Source organism: Actinomadura mexicana, from assembly GCF_900188105.1.
GTDB classification, from domain to species: Bacteria; Actinomycetota; Actinomycetes; order Streptosporangiales; family Streptosporangiaceae; genus Spirillospora; species Spirillospora mexicana.
Genome location: NZ_FZNP01000003.1, coordinates 262954 through 283028 on the forward strand (window position 1 = coordinate 262954; position 20075 = coordinate 283028).

At 72.9% G+C, this 20075-nt stretch carries 16 protein-coding genes; 13 read left to right on the forward strand and 3 right to left on the reverse strand.

All coding sequences use genetic code 11. From position 1 onward, the window contains the following. Positions 1-4 precede the first annotated feature (4 nt). On the reverse strand, positions 5-1828 hold the full coding sequence (locus CHC11_RS09775) for a dolichyl-phosphate-mannose--protein mannosyltransferase (RefSeq protein WP_089311320.1): 1824 nt from the start codon (positions 1826-1828) through the stop codon (positions 5-7). Between the two features lie 85 nt (positions 1829-1913). Here CHC11_RS09775 and rsmI point away from each other — a divergent pair, with 85 nt between their 5' ends. Next, complete coding sequence (gene rsmI, locus CHC11_RS09780) at positions 1914-2771, forward strand: 16S rRNA (cytidine(1402)-2'-O)-methyltransferase (protein WP_245919010.1); 858 nt, start codon at positions 1914-1916, stop codon at positions 2769-2771. A 137-nt stretch (positions 2772-2908) separates the two neighbouring features. Further along, the gene (locus tag CHC11_RS09785) at positions 2909-3211 is read left to right on the forward strand and encodes a hypothetical protein (RefSeq protein WP_089311321.1); all 303 of its coding nucleotides are present in this window, start codon (positions 2909-2911) and stop codon (positions 3209-3211) included. 11 nt (positions 3212-3222) lie between these two features. On the opposite strand, the gene CHC11_RS09790 is transcribed toward CHC11_RS09785, so the two are convergent. Next, positions 3223-4662: a glycosyltransferase family protein gene (locus CHC11_RS09790; RefSeq protein WP_245919012.1), complete on the reverse strand. Its 1440-nt coding sequence runs from the start codon at positions 4660-4662 to the stop codon at positions 3223-3225. Positions 4663-5466: 804 nt separating this feature from the next. On the opposite strand from CHC11_RS09790, the gene CHC11_RS09795 reads away from it, so the two are divergent. Both CHC11_RS09795 and CHC11_RS09800 read left to right on the forward strand, forming a co-directional pair. Beyond that, positions 5467-6813 (forward strand): glycosyltransferase family 2 protein, encoded by a 1347-nt coding sequence (locus CHC11_RS09795; RefSeq protein ID WP_245919014.1) that lies wholly within the window; start codon positions 5467-5469, stop codon positions 6811-6813. 46 nt (positions 6814-6859) lie between these two features. Continuing rightward, positions 6860-8734 carry a hypothetical protein gene (locus tag CHC11_RS09800; protein ID WP_179278769.1) on the forward strand — a complete coding sequence of 625 codons (1875 nt, stop codon included), beginning with the start codon at positions 6860-6862 and terminating at the stop codon, positions 8732-8734. A gap of 172 nt (positions 8735-8906) precedes the next feature. Here CHC11_RS09800 and CHC11_RS09805 read toward each other — a convergent pair whose 3' ends face one another. Further along, positions 8907-10511 carry a glycosyltransferase family 39 protein gene (locus tag CHC11_RS09805; RefSeq protein ID WP_143226993.1) on the reverse strand — a complete coding sequence of 535 codons (1605 nt, stop codon included), beginning with the start codon at positions 10509-10511 and terminating at the stop codon, positions 8907-8909. Between the two features lie 92 nt (positions 10512-10603). Between CHC11_RS09805 and metG the strand changes: the two genes are divergently transcribed. From metG to CHC11_RS09850, 9 genes are all read left to right on the forward strand, one after another. Beyond that, complete coding sequence (gene metG, locus CHC11_RS09810) at positions 10604-12433, forward strand: methionine--tRNA ligase (protein WP_089311325.1); 1830 nt, start codon at positions 10604-10606, stop codon at positions 12431-12433. After that, positions 12430-13254 (forward strand): TatD family hydrolase, encoded by an 825-nt coding sequence (locus CHC11_RS09815; RefSeq protein WP_089311326.1) that lies wholly within the window; start codon positions 12430-12432, stop codon positions 13252-13254. Before metG ends, CHC11_RS09815 begins: the two co-directional genes overlap by 4 nt. 156 nt (positions 13255-13410) lie before the next feature. Next, positions 13411-14235, forward strand: a complete 825-nt coding sequence (locus CHC11_RS09820) for a resuscitation-promoting factor (protein WP_089311327.1) — start codon at positions 13411-13413, stop codon at positions 14233-14235. A gap of 58 nt (positions 14236-14293) precedes the next feature. Beyond that, positions 14294-15199 (forward strand): 16S rRNA (adenine(1518)-N(6)/adenine(1519)-N(6))-dimethyltransferase RsmA, encoded by a 906-nt coding sequence (gene rsmA / locus CHC11_RS09825; protein WP_089311328.1) that lies wholly within the window; start codon positions 14294-14296, stop codon positions 15197-15199. 29 nt (positions 15200-15228) lie between these two features. Further along, on the forward strand, positions 15229-16365 hold the full coding sequence (locus tag CHC11_RS09830) for a glycoside hydrolase family 26 protein (RefSeq protein WP_089311329.1): 1137 nt from the start codon (positions 15229-15231) through the stop codon (positions 16363-16365). Positions 16366-16386: 21 nt separating this feature from the next. Beyond that, complete coding sequence (locus CHC11_RS09835) at positions 16387-17316, forward strand: 4-(cytidine 5'-diphospho)-2-C-methyl-D-erythritol kinase (RefSeq protein WP_089311330.1); 930 nt, start codon at positions 16387-16389, stop codon at positions 17314-17316. Between the two features lie 128 nt (positions 17317-17444). Beyond that, positions 17445-17690, forward strand: coding sequence for a hypothetical protein (locus tag CHC11_RS09840; RefSeq protein ID WP_089311331.1), 246 nt, complete (start codon positions 17445-17447; stop codon positions 17688-17690). Between the two features lie 83 nt (positions 17691-17773). Beyond that, the gene (locus CHC11_RS41205) at positions 17774-18217 is read left to right on the forward strand and encodes a hypothetical protein (protein ID WP_179278770.1); all 444 of its coding nucleotides are present in this window, start codon (positions 17774-17776) and stop codon (positions 18215-18217) included. Between the two features lie 60 nt (positions 18218-18277). After that, the gene (locus tag CHC11_RS09850; RefSeq protein WP_089311332.1) at positions 18278-20041 is read left to right on the forward strand and encodes an ABC-F family ATP-binding cassette domain-containing protein; all 1764 of its coding nucleotides are present in this window, start codon (positions 18278-18280) and stop codon (positions 20039-20041) included. Positions 20042-20075: the final 34 nt, after the last annotated feature.

Below are 20075 nucleotides of genomic sequence, written 5' to 3' on the forward strand. Positions count from 1 at the left end.
CGCGTCAGACCCAGCGGGAGAACCACATCCGCGCCTGCCAGTCGTCGTAGGGGATCGTCTGCCCGGTCAGGATCGGATGGAAGTACGCGAAGTTGGCCAGCACCACCAGCAGGAAGGCCCCCGCCGCGGCCGCGCCGATCAGCCGCCGGACCCCGGCCGTCTGGACGGCCGCCGGCGGCGCGTGCGCCCCTTGCTCGTCGTACGGCGTGTGCTCGTCGTACGGCGTGTGCTCGTCATAGGCCGTGTGCTCGTCGTGCGGGGCGTGCTCGTCATAGCGGGTGAGGGCCGATTCCGGGCCGGCAGGCGTTCCCCAGGGCAGGCCGGGAGGCGGTTCGGAGGAGGCCCGGCGGCGGGCGGCGGGCCCCGCGTCGTGGCCGTTCTCTCCGGGACGCGCCGCGTGCGCGCCCGCCGCCGAGGCGGGCGCGGGTCCTATCAGGTATCCCAGCACCAGGACGACCGCCAGCACCATGAACGGGATCAGCGGCGTCGCGTAGAACAGGAACATCGTGCGGTCGGCGAACGCCGACGGGAACCAGGTCAGCCAGCCCGCGAGGAAGCCGAGCAGGATCGCCCCCGCCCGCCAGTCCCGCAGGATCAGCCAGATGAACGCGACCACGACCAGCGCGACCAGCGCCCCCCACCACAGCGCGGGCGTGCCGATCCCGAGGATCTCGCGCGAGCAGCGGGCCGTGCCGCCGCACGCGCCCTTCGGCTCGGTGTAGAAGAACGCGACCGGACGGCGCAGGATCGGCCAGTCCCACGGCCACGACTGGTACGGGTGCTTGGCGTCCAGGCCGGTGTGGAAGCCGAGCATCTCCGAGTGGTAGTGCCACAGCTTCGGCATCGCCTCGAACGGCCGCCACAGCGGGTTGCCGGAGACCTCGCCGCGCCCCCAGCCGCCCGGCCTGAAGATCCAGCCCCACCAGGTCGCCAGGTAGGCGACCAGCCCCGCCACGACGATCTGCACGAACGCCGGGACGGCCTCCAGCATCATCGTCCCCTGCAACGGGGCCCGGACCCCGGCGGCGCGGCGGGCGCCGTAGTCCCACAGGACGGTCATGAGCCCGAACGCGGCGACGTAGAAGATCCCCGTCCACTTGGTGGCGCAGGCGAGACCGAGGCAGACGCCCGCCCCCCACCGCCAGCCGTGCGCGAGGAACGGCCCGTACACCGAGGTCCGGCCCTCGTCGATCCGCTCGGCGAGCACCCGGCGGGACCGGTCCCGGTCGTTCACCAGGCAGGCGAACCCGGCGAGGACCCAGAACATCACGAAGACGTCCAGCAGCGCGGCCCGGCTGGTCACGAACGCCAGGCCGTCCAGCGCCAGCAGCAGCCCGGCGGCGCAGCCGAGCAGCGTCGAGCCGGTCATCCGGCGGGCGACGCGGCACAGGATCAGCACCGAGAGCGTCCCGACCAGGGCGGGCACGAACCGCCATCCGAACGGTGTCGCGCCGAACATCCACTCGCCGATCGCGATCATCCACTTGCCGAAGGGCGGATGCGCGACGAAGGCGGGCCCGCTGCCCCAGATGGGGGCGTCCGGGTCGGCGATGAGCATCTTGTCGGCGTTCTCGACGGTGTTGTGCTCCCAGCCGAACTTCAGCAGGGCGAGCGCGTCCTTGGCGTAGTAGGTCTCGTCGAACACCACCGCCTTCGGCGTCCCCAGCCGGTCGAACCGCAGGTACGCGGCGAGCGCGGTGACCAGCAGCGGGCCCAGCCAGGACAGCAGCGCGCCGCCGGGGATCGCCGGGGCGAGCCATTCCCGCAGCTGAGGGGGCCTGCGCCGGGACGCCATGGCCGGGACCGGAGCCAGATCCGTCGTCGACATCCTGCGAGTTTATTTGCACTTCCCGCCTCCTTCAGGACCTTGGCGCCTTCCCTGGGACAATGAGCCGCGTGACGGGACGACCGGGATGGGGGCCGTGATGGAGGCGGGGACGGGAACGCTGCGGCTCGCGGCGGCGCCGATCGGGAGGCCCGAGGACGCCTCGGCCCGGTTGCGGGCGGCGCTGGCGGAGGCGCCGGTCATCGCGGCCGAGGACACGCGGCGGCTGCGGCGGCTGGCGGGCGACCTCGGCGTCGAACTGGCCGCGCGCGTCGTGTCCTACAACGACCTGAACGAGCGGGAGCGGGCCGCGGGCCTGGTGGAGGACCTGCTCGCCGGACGGGACGTGCTGGTCGTCACCGACGCCGGAATGCCGGGCGTGTCGGATCCCGGGTACCGGCTGGTGCGCGCCGCCGTCGCCGAGGGCGTCCCGGTCACGGTGCTGCCCGGGCCGTCGGCCGTCACGACCGCGCTGGCGGTGTCGGGGCTGCCCACCGACCGGTTCTGCTTCGAGGGGTTCCCGCCGCGCAAGCCGGGCGAGCGGGCCCGCCGGCTGGAGTCGCTCGCGGGCGAGCCCCGCACGATGGTGTTCTTCGAGTCGCCGCGCCGGCTTCCCGTCACGCTCGTGGCGATGGCGGAGGCGTTCGGCGCGGACCGTCCCGCCGCGGTGTGCCGCGAGCTCACCAAGACCTACGAGGAGGTCCGCCGGGGGGCGCTCGGCGAACTCGCCGACTGGGCGCGGGACGGCGTCCTCGGCGAGATCACGGTGGTGGTCGGCGGCGCGCCGGAGCCGCGAGGGCTGACGGACCCGGCGGAACTGGCGGCGGCGGTCGCCGCGCGGGAGGCGGCCGGGACGCCGCGCAAGCAGGCCATCGCCGAGGTCGCCCGGGAGAACGGCGCCCAGAAGCGCCTCGTTTACGACGCCGTTGTCAAGGCCAGGAAATAGTCACCGGCTCCAGAGCGGTCCAAACGGGCTCCTCCCGGGCATAAACGATGCGGTGGCCTCAGGCCGGGGCGTCCGAGGGAAGCAGACCAGAGGCGCCGACGTGATGCGCGGAAAACGGTCTGTGAGGGGTGAGTGCCGTGCACGACGCGTGGACGACCCGCGAAGTGTGGGTCTTCGAGTGTCTGAGCTGCGAGGGGTCCTGGGACGAGGAGTTCCAGGTCCGGCACTCCGGTGACGGGCACGGCAACGAGGCCGTCGTCTACCGGCGCCGGGGCCAGCCCTGCACGACGCCCTGGATGGACCGGTCCTGCCCGACCTGCGGCGGCCAGAACGTCAAGGCGCTGTCGGCGACGGACGGCAGGCAGGACGAGGTGCCGATCGCCCGCAGCGGCAGCGACGTGGCGATGGTCTTCCACCTGCGCCGCATGCACGCCTGGTAGCCCCGCGGCGGTCAGGCGGTGACGCGGGCGGCCTCCGGTGACTCCTGAGCCGCCGGCTCGGCCGGCGGGGCCGCCACGCCCTTGCCGCGCCCGGTGAGGCGGCGCGTCCAGCCGGCCGCCGTCGCGCGGGCCTCGGGCCTGAACGCCAGCCCGGCGGCGAGCGCCGCCAGCGGGACGGCGGGCAGCACGTACCGGTAGTCGAACTCGGCGGTGGCCGCGGGCGCCAGCAGCAGCCCGGTGGCGAGCGTCCACGGCAGCAGCGCCTCGCCGCCGAACCGGCGCCACAGCGGGACCAGCCCGGCCAGGCCGATGAGCAGGATGCCGCCGACCATGGTGCCGCGCAGGTAGAAGACGTCCTGGTAGCCGCGGGCGGCCCCGGCGAACGGCTCGACGACCTGCGTGCGGGCGTTGCCGTGCTCGTAGCCGCGCGCGTCCTGGGCGGCCGTCCCGCCGCCGGGCATGTGCCAGTCGGGCAGCGGCCTGCTCTTGTTCTCGAACTCGTACTGCGAGTACGTCGCCGGGTCGGGGAACACCGTGCGCTTCCACTGGAAGACGCGGAGGAAGTCGTGCGCGACGACCCCCGCGTAGTCGAGCGGCTGGGCGGCGATGGCCCGCTTGGCGAAGTCGTTGCCGAGCTTGTTGTTCTCGGGGCTGAAACGCGTGCCGGTGTAGCGGTTGAGCGGGGAGCGGGCGTTCCAGATGCCGTCCTGCGAGTTCGGCAGCCGGTTCGCGGGCTCGGTGCACAGCGGGTACTCGCTGACCGGAAGGTCCTTCATCCGGTGGCAGTCGGCGAACTTGTAGACCCGCGCGTACAGGAAGATCCCGTTGCTCTCGGTGATCGCGAACTTGTCGCTCTCGGCCTTGTACCAACCCATGTAGCCCAGCACCGGCAGCAGGCAGGCGACCAGCGTGACGGCCATGAGCCGCCAGCCGCTGCGGCGGATCAGCATGTACACCAGCACGCCGAGCAGCACCGGCATCCCGACCGAGCGGGTCAGCCACGCCATCCCGACGATGAGCCCGACCGCCGCGGCGATCTTCCAGGTCGGGCGGTCGTGCCACAGCAGCAGCGTGACCGCGCACATCACCAGGAAGGTGAACGTCGTGTCCGACAGCACCAGGTGTTCGAGCTGCAACTGGTAGGCGTCCAGCAGGACCGGCGCGGACGCGAGCGCGGCGCCCCAGCCGGGCAGCCCGAACCGGCGCCGCAGCAGCGCGTAGATCATCACGCCCATGGCCAGGCCCATGAGGTGCTGGAGCCCGGCGACCAGCGCGAAGCTGTGGAATGGCCTGAGGACGAGCAGCAGGAACGAGTACCCGTCGGGCCGCAGCGGGTGCGGATACGGGTCCATCGCGACGTTCAGGTAGTCGAAGCTGTCGTTGAAGAACATCACCGGCTGGTAGCCGAGCATCGCCACCAGTCGGAGCAGCGCCGCTATGGCAATGATCACACTGAAGACCGGGTTCCGGCGCGCCAGCGTCCACAACCCGCGTCCGCCGCCGCGCCCGCCGCCGCGGCCGCCGCCGCGGCCGGGTTCCGCGTTGTCGCCGGGTGGGCCATCCGATGCGTCTCCCGATTCCGGGCGCATCTTTGAATCGGTTTTCGGACCGTCCTTAATGGACTCGTGGAGGCAGGTGACCGTTATGCCGGATTCCTTGCTCTCTGTACCAGAATCGGGCGCGGCGTTGCCGGCTCCTGACGGAGACTTGGCCGACTCCGGGACGGACTTCGCGTCCCCGGGCGTGTCGCCCGGAGCGTCCGGTGCGGCCGTCGCCGCGGCGGACGCGGCCGCCGTCGCCAGGGCCGCCGCGCCCTGCGCCGACCCGTCGAGCGCGGTGCCCCGCGGCGTTTCCCCCGCCACTGCCGCACCTTCCCTTCGATGTCCGGCCCCCGGTCCGGTGGCATTGCGTTGGTCCAGGGCACTACGTTCGTCCACGGCACTGCGTCCTGCGGCGCGCGTCACAGCCGCCCACCCTTTCCGGGCCGCCGTGCCCGTATGCTTGACGTCCTAACATGCCGCCCGCGACCGTGCCGGATAGGGTTTCCCGGTTACAAGTGGGCAACACGATACGGGTGCTCTTGACGAGAGCGGCCATCATGCCCCGCCCTCGGCGGGCATCATGAACGCCGACGGGCCGTCCCGATGAACGACACGCGGAACAACAGAGATTAGTGGAAAACGCCGCAGACGGTCAGCAGGTGTAACAGGGTCACCAAGGGTAACGACGCCACCAGGGGTAATGAAGGAGATCGCGTGGAACTCTCCGTAGTGATGCCATGTCTGAACGAGGCCGAGACGGTCGAGACCTGCGTCCGCAAGACCATCGGCTTCTTCGAGGACAGCGGCATCGACGGCGAGGTGGTCATCGCCGACAACGGCAGCACCGACGGCAGTCAGCAGCTGGCCCGGGACGCGGGCGCCCGCGTCGTGCCGGTGGTCGACAAGGGCTACGGCAACGCCCTGATGGGCGGGATCCGGGCCGCGCGCGGCAGGTACGTCGCGATGGGCGACGCCGACGACTCCTACGACTTCGCCACCCTCGGCCCGTTCCTGGACGAGCTGCGCGACGGCGCCGACCTGGTCATGGGCAACCGGTTCAAGGGCGGCATCGCCGAGGGCGCCATGCCGCGGCTGCACCGCTACCTCGGCAACCCGGTGCTCAGCTTCGTCGGCCGGCTGTTCTTCGGCAGCAAGATCGGCGACTTCCACTGCGGGCTGCGCGCCTTCGACAAGGACGCGATCCTGCGGCTCGGCCTGCAGACCGGCGGCATGGAGTTCGCCAGCGAGATGGTCGTCAAGGCGACCCTGCAGGGCTACGACATCCGCGAGGTGCCGACCACGCTGTCGCCGGACGGCCGGACCCGCGCCCCGCACCTCAACACCTGGCGCGACGGCTGGCGCCACCTGCGCTTCCTCATGCTCTACAGCCCCCGCTGGCTGTTCCTCATCCCCGGCCTGGTCTTCATGACCCTCGGCCTGGTCGCCGGGATCGCGCTGTCGACCGGTCCGGTGACCGTCGGGGATATCGCCTTCGACGTCGACACGCTGGTGGGCGCCTCCGCCGCGCTGGTGATCGGCTTCCAGGCGGTGCTGTTCGGCCTGCTGACGAAGGTCTACGCGATGCAGGAGGGATTCCTGCCGCACGACCGCCGGGTGCAGAGGGTCATCGACTGGTGGAGCCTGGAGCGCGGCCTGCTGATCGGCGGGCTGCTGGCCGTCGCCGGCCTCGCGGGCCTCGTCGCGTCCCTGCTGCACTGGCGGGTGAACAGCTTCGGCGAGCTCGACCCCCGGCACTCGCTGCGCATCGTCGTCCCGGCCGCGACCGCGCTGGTGATGAGCTTCCAGGCGATCTTCGCCTCGCTGTTCGTCAGCATTCTCGGCATCCGCCGCCGCCAGCACCCGCCGCTCACGGACCCGGCCGAGGAGGCCGCGGGCGTCGTCGACGCCGCCGCGCTGAAGGTCGCCAGGGACGAGGCCGAGAAGGCCGCCGAGGGTGACGTGCCGGCGGACGGGGCCGCGACCGCGGACGAGCGGGAGAAGGTCGCCGCCGGCAAGGCGGGCGCGACCGCGCCGGAGGACGGCGGCGAGGACGGCCGCTGAGCGTCTCCGGGCCGGGCTCGGGAGCCCCGCCCGCACTATGACAGGCTTGACCGTCGATGGATCCTCTTTCCCCGGCAGCCGCCGCCCGGCGCGCCGCCCGCCGGTGAGCACGCGCATGCCGCAGGACGCCGCGCCCCCGGACGCGCCGCCCGGAGGCGGGGTCGCCCGGCCCCCGGCCGACCCGGTCGGCGCCGCGCCGCGCGCGGACCGCCGCCGCTGGGCCTGGCTGTTCGCGCTCGGCTGGGTCGCGCAGGTCGCCGTGCGCCTCTGGCTCGGGTCGGGGCAGACGCTGCCGGTGGCGACGCCGGACGAGTCGGGGTACCTGTTCGCGGCCCGCGTCCTGACCGGCGGGCCCGACGCCGACATGTCGTTCGGGACGGTGTACCGCGGCGGCTACCCGCTGCTGCTGACGCCCGCCTTCTGGATCGGCGAGGGCCCGGTCGGGGTCTACCGGGCCGCCCTGGCGATCAACGCGCTGGTCAGCGCGGCGATGCTGCCGCTGGCCTACCTGCTGCTGCGCCGGCTGGCGGTGCGGCGGCGGTGGTCCTACGTCTTCGCGCACGTCACGGCGCTGCTGCCGGGCGTGCTGTTCTACTCCGGGTTCGTGCTCACCGACGCGATCCTGCCGGTGCTCGTGGTCGGCTGGCTGCTCCTGGCGCACACCTGGCTGACCGCCCCGCCCCCGGCCGGGCGCCGCTCGTCCGTCCGGCTGACGCTCGCGGGCGCGGGCGCCTCGCTGCTGGTCGCCTACGCCTACGCCTGCCACACCCGCGGCGCGATCCTGCTGCTCGTGCACGCCGCGCTGCTCGGCGCCGCCCTGGTGTTCCGGTGGCGGTCCTGGCGCGCCGTGTCCGCCGCCACGGTCGTCCTCGCCGCCGCGACGGCCGCGGGGATGCTGCTGAACCGGTCGCTGCTGCCGCACATGTACCCGCACGGCGACAACGACCTCGGCGGCAACGTCGTGAAGCGCCTCACCACCCTGGACGGGTGGGGCTGGATGCTCTCGCTCGGCACCGGCCAGGTCTGGTACCAGTCCGTCGCGACCGGCGGCGTGGCGGCGCTCGGGCTCGTCGCGGTCGGGTGCCTCGCGGTCCGCCGCGCCACCCCGGGACCGCTGCGGGCGCTGGCGCTCGCGGTCGCCGTGCTCGTGGCGGGCATCGCGTTCGCCACGTCGGCGGCCCTGCCGGTCGAGTACCGCGTCGGCAACTACGTGTACGGCCGCTACCTGGCCAGCGTCACGCCGGCGCTGTTCGCGGTGGGCGTCGCGGTCCTGACGCGCGCCTCGCGGCGGACGCTGCTGTGGGCGGCGGGCGCAGCGACCGTGCTGACGGTCGCCGCCGCGTGCGTCGTCCAGTGGTACGCGGGCGACCTGCTCACCCGGTACACCTACACGGCCTACGACTTCCCGGAGACGTCGTTCCTGACCTGGGACTGGACGGCGTTCCACCTCTGGCGCGCCACGCTGGCCGGCCTCCTGCTGCTCGCGCTGTCGGCGGCGGCCGTCCTGCTGCGGCCCCGCCGCTCGAACGGCCCGGTGCTGCTGGCGGGCCTGCTGGCCGTCGTCGCGCTGGCCATGTGCACCACCGCCACCGAACGCATCGCGCAGCCGCTGGTGCGCGCCGAGACGGCCTACACCGACCTGCGGGGCAGTGCGGACCTCCCGAGGCAGCGGTCCATCGCCGTCGACTGGAACATCTGGTGGACGATCCGGCTCTCCCAGTACTACTGGGCCTGGTGGAGCGACGGGAGCGTGTTCGACGCGCGCTGGACCGCGCCGCCGCAGGACGCCGACATGGTCGTCCTGGCCTGGCCGAAGAACGCTCCTCCCACCGCGTCGTGGCCGAAGGGCGCGCCGCCCGGCTGGCACGTCGTCGCCAGCCGGCGCACCGTCGAGGGCGACTGGGTCGCCTGGACCCGCTAGGCCGCGTTGTCACAGTCCCGGCCCACTTCGCTCGCCTGGCGGCCCGCTACGTGACCGGCCTGGGCGAACGCGGCATCGCTTCGCGATCTGCCCGGCTCCCCTCGCCTCCGGCTTCGCTCCACCGGCCGGCTCACGCGTTCGCGCGTGCGGCCGAAGCCACCTGGAGACAGGCCTAGCTCCCGGCGGGGGGATTCCAGAGCTGCAGGACCCCGTCCGACGAGCGCCACATGAGCGTCCAGCCCTGGGCGGGGTCGGGGCGCCAGCCGCCGCCGATCTGCGACTCCATGCCGCGCCAGCGCGTGTAGAGCATCGGCCCTTCCGTCGCGTTGCGCGGGACGGGCAGGTAGTGCGGGAAGTCGCGGATCTCGCCGCGCCAGACCGGGCGGCCCCACATGTCGCGCGTGTAGAAGGTGAGGGTCTGCGCGAGCCGCCGGTCGGCGCAGATCAGCGTGATGCCGCGGTGGTCGCCGAGGTACCCGCGCAGCTCGTTCCACGCCTTGTCGCGCGGCAGTTCCGGGACGGCGCGGACGGCCGCCACCGCGTACGTCGCGCCCAGCGCGACCGCCAGGGCGGGCGCCACGACCGTCCGCAGCCGCAGCCGTGACACCAGGCCGGACGGCAGCATCCGGAACATCAGGATCAGCGACCCGGACCCGCCGGCGAGCAGCGCGGGCAGCACCGCGAACCAGTACCGCTGGAGCCAGGCGCGCAGCGAGATGTCGTTCGGGTCCAGGACGCCGGAGAACAGCGTCAGCGGCACCGCCAGCGTGAAGAACCACACCAGGACCAGCGCGAGCCGCCGGTCGCGGGTGACGGCCCAGCCGGCGACGGTGAGGGCCAGCGCCGCGGTGAACACGAGCCCGAGCGGGTTCCACTCGTGCATCGCGCGCAGGAACGACCGCGCGGCGAGCGAGCGGGTGACGTAGTCGCGGGACTGGCCGCCGTGCTCGGCCGCCGACATGAGCCCGGCGAGCGGGCTGCCCCACACCAGCTGGTTGTGGACGAAGTTGAGCAGCAGGATCGCCAGCATCGGGGCGCCGACCGTGACGTTGCGGCGCCACGGGATCCGCAGCAGCGCCAGGTAGGCGGGGATGGCGAGGAAGAGGAACGCCAGGAACTCCCGGACGAGGAACGACGCGCCGAGGAGCACCCCGGCGGCGAGCAGCATCCGCGTCTGCGCCCGGCCGGTCCTGCGGCTCGCGACGACGAGCCCCGCCATCCCGATGGTGAACAGCCCGGCGCCCGGCATGTCCGGCAGCATCACCCCGGACGACCAGGTGATCTCGTGGCCGAACGGGTTGGTCATGGTGAAGAACGGGTGGACCAGCATGACCGCCGCGGACGCCAGGCCCGCCGCGTCCCCGAACAGGGACCGGACGACCAGGTACGTCCCGACGAAGAAGGCGGCGCCGCCGAGGGCGGCGACGGTGAAGTAGGCGGCCTGGCCGTCCCCGAGGATCTCCTGGACCAGCCGCGCCGGGAGCACCAGCCCGATCCGGGTGACCTGGTGCGGGACCTCGTCGAACGGCCACTGGGTGAGCGGGATGTGCGGCCAGTCGCGGGCGGCGAGCCACACGTAGTACGGGTCGAAGTACAGCGGCGGCGTCATGACCACCCACTGGGCGAGCACCGCGGACGCCGCGACCAGCAGCGACAGCCACACCACCCGCCGGGTCCGCCGCACCCGGGCCAGCAGGCGGGAGGGGAGGGGCGGCGCGTCCGGCCCCGCTTCGCCTGCCTCCCGGGCGACCGCCTGGTCGGACGTGGTCTGGGCCATGCCTTCGTTCCCGCCTCCGCTGGTCCGTGCTGTGACGCCGAGCCAGGTTACTCGCGTGCCGCGGCCCCCGTGACGCGACTACCCTTGATTCCATGTCCTCGTCAAGCCGTCATATCTTGACCGCGCCCGCATGGCCGTACGCCAACGGGCCCCGTCACATCGGGCACGTCTCCGGTTTCGCGCTGCCCGCCGACATGTTCAGCCGCTACCAGCGGATGGCGGGCAACAAGGTCCTGATGGTCAGCGGCACCGACGAGCACGGCACGCCGATCCAGGTGCAGGCCGACAAGGAGGGCGTGACGGCCCGCGAGCTGGCCGACCGCTACAGCTCCGTGATCGCCGAGGACCTGCACGGCCTCGGCATGTCCTACGACCTGTTCACCCGGACCACGACGCTGAACCACTACGCGGTCGTCCAGGAGATCTTCAAGGGCCTGTACGACAACGGCTACATCTTCCCGACCAAGACGATGGGCGCGATCTCGCCGTCCACCGGCCGGACGCTCCCGGACCGCTACATCGAGGGCACCTGCCCCATCTGCGGGTACGACGGGGCGCGCGGCGACCAGTGCGACAACTGCGGCAACCAGCTCGACCCGATCGACCTGATCAACCCGGTGTCGCGGATCAACGGCGAGACGCCGAAGTTCACCGAGACCGAGCACTTCATGCTCGACCTGCCCGCGTTCACCGAGGTCCTCGGCCGGTACCTGCGCGGGAAGCAGGGCGGCGGGGCGGCCGGGCGCGGCCACGGGGGTGAGGCGCAGTGGCGGCCGAACGTGCTGAAGTTCGCGCTGAACCTGCTCGACGACATGCAGCCGCGGGCGATCAGCCGCGACCTCGACTGGGGCGTGCCGATCCCGCTGGACGGCTGGCGCGACAACCCGGCCAAGAAGCTGTACGTGTGGTTCGACGCCGTCGTCGGCTACTTCTCCGCGTCGGTGGAGTGGGCGCGGCGCTCCGGCGACCCCGAGGCGTGGCGCGCCTGGTGGCAGGACCCGGAGGCCCTGTCCTACTACTTCATGGGCAAGGACAACATCGTCTTCCACGCCGAGATCTGGCCGGCGATGCTGCTCGGCTACAGCGGCCAGGGTGACAAGGGCGGCACGCCGGGCTCGCTGGGCGCGCTGAACGTCCCGACGGAGGTCGTGTCGTCGGAGTTCCTGACGATGGAGGGCCGCAAGTTCTCCTCGTCCCGCCAGGTGGTCATCTACGTGAAGGACTTCCTGGAGCGCTACGACGTGGACGCGCTGCGCTACTACGTCGCGGTCGCCGGGCCCGAGAACCAGGACACCGACTTCACCTGGTCCGAGTTCGTCCGCCGCAACAACGACGAGCTGGTGGCGGCGTGGGGCAACCTCGTGAACCGCTCGGTGAACATGGCGGCGAAGAACTTCGGCGCGATCCCCGAGGCGGGCGACCTCACCGACGCCGACCGGGCGCTGCTGGAGCGCAGCCGCGCCGCGTTCGGGGCCGTGGGCGCCGAGCTGGGCCGGTCGCGGTTCAAGAACTCGATCACCGAGGCGCTGGACGTCGTCCGCGACGCCAACAAGTACCTGTCGGACCAGGCGCCCTGGAAGCTGAAGGACGACCCCGAGCGCGTCAAGTCGATCCTGCACACCGCGCTGCAGGTCGTCGACGACGCCAAGACGCTGCTGACGCCGTTCCTGCCGAACTCCTCGCAGAAGGTCTACGAGATGCTCGGCGGGCAGGGCGTGTGGAGCGGCATGCCGGAGCTGGAGACGGTGTCGGAGGAGGGCGGCCCCGACTACCGCGTCCTCACCGGCGACTACGCGACCGAGGCGCGCTGGGAGTCCATGCCGATCAAGCCGGGCGTCCCGCTGGCCAAGCCGGTGCCGCTGTTCAAGAAGCTGGAGACGTCCGTGGTGGACGAGGAGCTCGCCCGGCTGGAGAAGGCGTGACCGAAGAGGGGGACGGGCAGGCCTCGCGGTCCTACCCGCCGCTCCCCGAGCGCCTGCCCGTCGACGTCTTCGACAGCCACTGCCACCTCGACATCGTCGAGACGCCGGTGGACGAGCAGCTGAGGTCGGCGAAGGCGGCGGGCATCGCGCGGATCGTCACGATCGGCTGCGACCTGCGGTCCTCCCGGTTCGCGGTGGACACCGCCGGTGAGTTCGACGACGTGTACGCGGCGGTCGCGATCCACCCGAACGAGACGACGGGCATCAGCGACGCCGTCCTGGCCGACGTCGCCCTGCTGGCCGCGCACCCGAAGGTCCGCGCGATCGGCGAGACGGGCCTGGACTACTACCGGGACTGGGCGCCCAAGGCGGACCAGCACCGCTCCTTCCGCGCCCACGTCGACATCGCCAAGCGCACCGGCAGGGCCCTGGTCATCCACGACCGGGAGGCCCACGACGACGTGCTGGCGATCCTGGAGGAGGAGGGCCCGCCCGACACGGTCGTCTTCCACTGCTACTCCGGCGACGCCGCCATGGCGCGGGTCTGCGCCGATCGCGGCTACCTGATGAGCTTCGCCGGGAACGTCACGTTCAAGAACGCCGAGCCCCTGCGGGACGCGCTGCGCGCGGCGCCGCTCGACCTGCTGCTCGTGGAGACCGACGCGCCGTTCCTGACGCCGATCCCGCACCGCGGCAAGCCGAACGCCTCGTACCTGATCCCGCACACCGTCCGCGCGATGGCGGAGGTCAAGGGCGTGGACCTGGCGGAGCTGTGCGCCGCGATCGCCGCGAACGGGGAGCGCGCCTTCGGCCCCTGGTGACCCCCCCCGAAGCCGGACGGCGGTACGGATTCCGGGCATGCATATCGGGCAAATGGGACGAGTGACGGCGTTGCGGTGGCGGAGACGGGCGGGGACCTCTAATCTCTGGCCGTTGGACGGGCGCCCCCCGAGCCCGGCTCCCTGGAGGAACTCCCCGTGCCTTCCCCATCCGCGCCGTGCGGGCGCGCGCCCCGCGCGATCGCGCCCCTCGCCGTCCTGCTGGCGTCCGCGCTGCTCGCCTCGGCGTGCGGCGGGGACGGCGGATCGGCGGCCCCGAAGAACGGCGCCGTCGCGGACGCGCCGCGCACCACCGCCCCCGCGCCGCGCAAGGTCGTCATCGTGGTCGACGCGAAGAAGACCGAGACCATGACGACCGGCGCGACCGTCGGCCAGGTGCTGGAGCAGGCGAAGATCGCGCTCGGCCCGCACGACCTGGTCGAGCCGGCCGCCGACAAGCCCGCCGGGGACGTCATCAAGATCATGCGGCTGCTCTCCGACCCGGTGACCAAGGTCGTGAAGACGTCCGCCCCGACGGTCCGCAAGAAGAGCTCGTCCGTCCCGCCGTGGAGCGAGAAGGAGCTGCGCAAGGGCCGCTCCGGCATCACGATCGTCAAGGTGGCCTACGTCCGCCGCAAGGGCCGCAAGGTCACGAAGGTCCTCGCGAGGAAGGTCAAGCGCAAGCCGGTCGCGCAGATCATCGCGGTGGGGCCGAAGTCGGCGAACTCCGGCTCGGTGACGCGGCTGAACTGGCACGGCCTCGCCAACTGCGAGTCCCACAACAACCCCAAGGCCGTGAACTCGGCCGGGTACTACGGCCTCTACCAGTTCTCCCTGGCGTCGTGGGCCTCGGTCGGCGGCTCGGGCAGGCCGTCGGACGCCAGCTCGGCCGAGCAGACCTACCGGGCCCAGCTGCTCTACAAGCGGGTGAACGGCCGCTGGCAGGGCCAGTGGCCCAACTGCGGGAAGTTCCTGTTCTCCTGACCGGCGCCCGCGGGGACCTGGGGGACGGGGCCGCGCGATGACAGGGGAGACTTGTCGCATGGGGGACACCAGGGGCCTGCTCGGGCCGGCCGACGTGCGGGAGCTGGCCGGGCGGCTCGGCATCAGGCCGACGAAGACGCTCGGTCAGAACTTCGTCATCGACGCCAACACCGTCCGGCGGATCGTCCGGGCCGCGCGGCTGGACCCCGGCGACGTCGTCATCGAGGTCGGTCCCGGGCTGGGTTCGCTCACCCTGGCGCTGCTGCCGCAGGTGCGGCGGGTCGTCGCCGTGGAGATCGACCCGGCGCTGGCCGCCGAGCTGCCGGCCACGGCCGCCGCCCGGGAACCGGACCTCGCGGGGCGGCTGGAGGTCGTCCGCGCCGACGCGATGAGGATCACGCAGGTGCCGGGGCCGGCGCCGACGGCGCTCGTGGCGAACCTGCCCTACAACGTCGCCGTCCCCGTCGTGCTGCACCTGCTGGCCACGCTGCCGTCGCTGCGCTCCGCGCTGGTGATGGTGCAGGCCGAGGTCGCCGACCGGATGGTCGCCGCGCCCGGCTCCAAGATCTACGGGGTGCCGTCGGTGAAGCTCGCCTGGTACGGGGACGCCCGCCGGGCCGGGTCCGTCGGGCGCGCCGTGTTCTGGCCCGCGCCGAACGTCGACTCCGGGCTCGTGGCGTTCACCCGCCGCGAACCGCCGCCGACCGGGGCGTCCCGGCGGGAGGTGTTCGCCGTGGTCGACGCCGCGTTCGCGCAGCGCCGCAAGACGTTGCGCGCCGCGTTGGCCGGATGGGCCGGGTCGGCGGCCGCCGCCGAGGAGGCGCTGCGCGCCGCGGACGTCGATCCGCGGGCCCGGGGCGAAGCGCTGAACGTGGCCGCCTTTGCCCGGATTGCCGAGTATGGTCCTTCTCGCCGGGGTGATCACCCTCGACCCCCTGAGGCGAGGGCACCCCGCGGGGGATGAGACAGCATCAGTATGAGCCGGAGGTCGATGTGAAGGCGCGTTCGCGGGCGGCGCGGACCCGGATGCCGATCGTGGGGACGGCGCTGCTCGCGATCGCGGGGGTGATCGCCACGGTCGCCACGGTCGCGGCGGGCTGCGGTGGCGGCGCCGGCGCGGCCCCCAGGATCACGACGACGGCGCGGGCGGGCGTGGCACCGGTCCCGCCGGAACAGGGGGCCTACTTCGGGGCGTGGGTGCCGCCTGAGGGCGGCCCGGCGTCCGCCTCGGCCTCGCCGTCCCCGTCCGGCTCGCCGTCGGACTCGGGACCGCCGTCCGAGTCGCCGTCCGAGTCGCCATCCGGGAAGGACGCCGGCAAGCCGGGCATGGCGTCCCTCGTGGACTTCGAGCAGAAGCTCGGCCGCCGGCTCGACATCGTGCAGAGCTACCGCGGCTGGAAGAGCGACTTCCCGGGCGGGCTGGAGAAGTCCGTCGCGGACGGGAACCGCTACCTGCTGCTGACCTGGGACGGCGGCGACACCCGCGAGATCGTCCAGGGCGAGCACGACGACCTGATCGCCAAGCGCGCCCGCGCCGTCAAGGCCCTCGGCAAGCCCGTGTTCCTGCGCTGGTCGCGGGACATGGACAAGTCGTCCGGCCAGAAGCGCGTCCACTCGGCGGCCGACTTCGTCGCCGCGTGGAAGCACCTGCGGGAGATCTTCAAGCGGGAGAACGTCGACAACGTCGCCTGGGTGTGGTGCCCCACCGCCCGCGGCTTCAGCGGCGCGAACGCCGGCTCCTACTACCCGGGCGACGACCAGGTCGACTGGATCTGCGCCGACGCCCAGCCCGGCGCCGACTACGACTACCGCGACCTGTCGGAGGCGCTGAAGCCGTTCACGGAGTGGGCCCGGGGGCGCCACAAGCCCATCATGATCGCCGAGTTCGGGGTACCGAAGTCCTACGGTCCGCGCCGCGCCGAGTGGCTCCGCGAGGCCGCCAAGACCCTGCAGGACCCGCAGGTCAAGGCCATCGTGTACTTCGACTCCGACGAGCAGGCGAAGAACGCCCGCGACAAGCGCCGCTCCTACTCGGTGACCGGTGACAAGCACGCGACGTCGGCGCTGCGCGAGCTCGCCACGACGCCCTACTTCAACCCCCGCAACCTCCCCGTCACAAGCGGCGGCTGAGGGTCCCGTAGGGTTTCGCGAGTGAGCGCAGTGACGGTGCGGGTCCCCGCCAAGGTGAACCTCCAGTTGGGCGTCGGGCCGATCCGCGACGACGGCTACCACGACCTCGTCAACGTGTTCCACGCCGTGTCCCTGTTCGACCAGGTGACGGCCGAGCCCGCCGAGCGGCTGGCGGTGGAGGTCCGGGCGGCCCCGCACGCGCGCGTCGCGGTCGGCGGCGTCCCCACCGGCGAGGACAACCTCGCCGCCAGGGCGGCCCGGCTCGTCGCCGCGCGCCTCGGCGTCGAGACGGCCGTGCGGCTCTCGATCCGCAAGGCGATCCCGGTCGCGGGGGGCATGGCGGGCGGCAGCGCCGACGCCGCCGCCGCGCTCGTCGCCTGCGCCCGGCTCTGGGACGACCGGGAGGAGCCCGTGCTCACCCGCGACGATCTGATGGAGCTCGGCGGGGACCTCGGCAGCGACGTCCCGTTCGCCGTCCTCGGCGGCACGGCCGTCGGCGTCGGGCGCGGCGAGCGGCTCACTCCCGCCCTCACTCGCGGCACCTTCCACTGGGTGTTCGCCACCGCCGACGGCGGCCTGTCCACGCCGGCCGTCTACGGCGAATGCGACCGGCTCCGCCTGGCGGCGGGGGAGGCGGCCGCCTGGCCGACCGTGTCCGAGGCGCTGATGACCGCGCTCGCCACCGGGGACGCCAAGGCCCTCGGTGCCGCGCTGTCCAACGACCTGCAGCCCGCCGCGCTCTCGCTGCGCCCGTCCCTGCGCCGCACGCTCGACACCGGCCGCGAGCTCGGCGCGATCGGGGCGCTCGTCTCCGGCTCCGGCCCCACCTGCGCGTTCCTCGCCGAGAGCGAGGACGACGCCGCCGGGCTCGCCGACGCGCTGGACTCCGCCGGTGTCGCGGAGCAGATCGTCCGGGCCCAGGGACCCGTCCCCGGGGCCACAATCCTCTGACGGGACGGTTGGACGGCCCTGTCCTGGTAGCTGCCATCGTCACACAAGCGAACCCCGGGGTAGCAGAGCGCGTCATCTATCCGTGACACCGGTTCCTCCGGGACTGACCCGAACGGCGAGGTGGAGCGATGACGTATCTGTCCGGGGTGCTGGGCCTCGTGGCGATCGCCGTGTTGGCGACGCTCGTCCTGCTGGCGGTGCGCCGCGACCGGGACCTCCGCCGCAACGCCCCTGACAAGGTGGTGGCGGCCGCCGCGGGGACGGGTTCCGCCGGAAGGGGCTCCGCCCTGCCGGGTCCGGGTGCGCCGGGCCCCGCCGTGCCGGGGCCCGTGGCGCCCGGCTCCGTGATGCCGGGGGAGGCGGGCGGGCAGTAGGCTCGCCGCGCGGCCGGGACCCGGCCGCCTCGACCGATCGATTCGCGCCGAGATGGGCTGACAAGATGGCGAGCGGCCGCGGCATGACAGCTTTGCTTCTCCTCGTGATCCTTTTCCTGGTCGTCGTCATCGGCGTCGTGGCCCTGGTGGTGGTCCTCGCCACGAGATCGTCGAGGTCCGGGGGCCCGGGCGCGGTGTACGGGCCGCCCGGCGCCCCGTACCCGCCGCAGCAGCCGGGTCAGTACGGCCAGCCGGATCAGTACGGGCAGCCGGGTCAGTACGGCCAGCCGGATCAGTACGGGCAGCCGGGCCAGTACGGGCAGCCGGGCCAGTACGGGCAGCCGGGCCAGTACGGCCCACCTGGTCAGCCTGGTCAGCCCGGTCAGTACGGCCCACCCGGTCAGCCCGGTCAGCCCGGTCAGCCCGGTCAGTACGGCCAGCCCGGTCGGCCGGATCAGTACGGTCGGCCGGATCAGTACGGGCAGCCGGGGGAGGCCGGACCTTCGGGCCCGCCGCCCCCGAACTGATCGTCCGGACCGGACGCGCCGCGCGAGCGGTGTGCGCGGGGCCCTACGCTTGAAGGCGCCGTGAACCTGATCAATCTTGAGAACGTCGCCAAGGCCTACGGGCCCGAGCCGCTGCTCGACGCCGTGTCCCTCGGCCTGGACGAGGGCGACCGCGTCGGCGTCGTCGGCCGCAACGGAGGCGGCAAGAGCACCCTCGTGTCCGTCCTCGCCCGGGAGACCGAACCCGACGACGGGCGCGTCACCCACGCGCGCGGGATCCGGCTCGGCTACCTGACCCAGCGGGACGCGTTCGCCGAGACCGCGACCGTCCGGTCCGTCGTGCTGGGCGACCGCGCCGAGCACGAGTGGGCGGGCGACGTCCGCGTCCGCGAGATCCTCGGCGGCCTGCTCGCCGACCTGGACCTGGACGCGCCGCTGGCCGGCATGTCCGGCGGGGAGCGCCGCCGCGTCGCGCTGGCCCGGCTCCTGGTCCCCGAGTCCGACCTGCTCCTGCTGGACGAGCCCACCAACCACCTCGACATCGAGGCGATCGACTGGCTGGCCCGGCACCTCAAGGGCCGCAAGGTCGCGCTGCTCGTCGTCACCCACGACCGCTGGTTCCTGGACGAGGTGACCGACCGCACGTGGGAGGTCGTCGACGGCCGCGTCGAACGCTACGAGGGCGGCTACTCCGCCTACGTCCTCGCCAAGGCCGAGCGCTCCCGGATCGCCGCCGCCACCGAGGCCAAGCGGCAGAACCTGCTCCGCAAGGAACTGGCGTGGCTGCGCCGCGGCCCGCAGGCCCGCACGTCCAAGCCCAAGTTCCGGGTGGACGCCGCGCAGGCCCTCATCGCCGACGAGCCGCCGGCGCGCGACGCGGTGGAGCTGACCCGGTTCGCGACCGCGCGGCTCGGCAAGACCGTCTACGACATCGAGGACGTCAGCGTCCGCCTCGGCGACCGCGACCTGTTCCAGCGCATGACGTGGCGGCTCGGCCCGGGCGACCGGGTCGGTCTCGTCGGCGTCAACGGCAGCGGTAAGAGCACCCTGCTGCGCCTCCTCGACGGCTCCGTCCAGGCGGCCTCGGGAACGGTCGTGCAGGGCAAGACCGTCCAGCTCGCGCACCTGTCGCAGAACCTGGAGGATCTCGACCCGTCCCGGCGCGTCCTGGAGTCGGTCGAGGAGATCCGCCGCCGCATCACCGTCGGCAAGCGCGAATGGACCGCGAGCCAGCTCCTCGAACGGCTCGGCTTCGCGGGCGACCGGCAGTGGACGCCCGTCGGCGACCTTTCCGGCGGTGAGCGCCGCCGCCTGCAACTGCTCCGCCTCCTGATGGGCGAACCCAACGTCCTCCTCCTGGACGAGCCCACGAACGACCTCGACATCGAGACCCTCACCGAGGTCGAGGACCTCCTGGACGGCTGGCCCGGGACCCTCGTCGTCGTCAGCCACGACCGGTACTTCCTGGAGCGCATCACCGACCACGTCGTCGCGCTGCTCGGCGACGGCCGCGTGTCGCTGCTGCCCGGCGGCGTCGACGAGTACCTCGGACGACGCGCCGCCGGAACCGCGCCCAAGCCCGGCGCCGTCCGGGACGAGCCCGCCCCGGCGCCCCCCAGACCCAAGGCGGGCGGCCAGGACTGGAAGGCCCGCAAGGAGCTCGACCGCCTCGAACGCCGCCTGGAGAAGCTCGCCGGGCAGCAGGCCGCCCTCCACGAGCAGCTCGCCGCGCACGCCACCGACTATGCCAAGCTCCAGGAGCTGGACGCCCGGCTCAAGGAGATCCAGACCGAGGCCGCCGGCGTCGAGGAGGAGTGGCTCATGCTCGCCGAGGATCTCGGCTAGCAGGACGTTCCTGGCGGTTCCCAGACTCACCGGG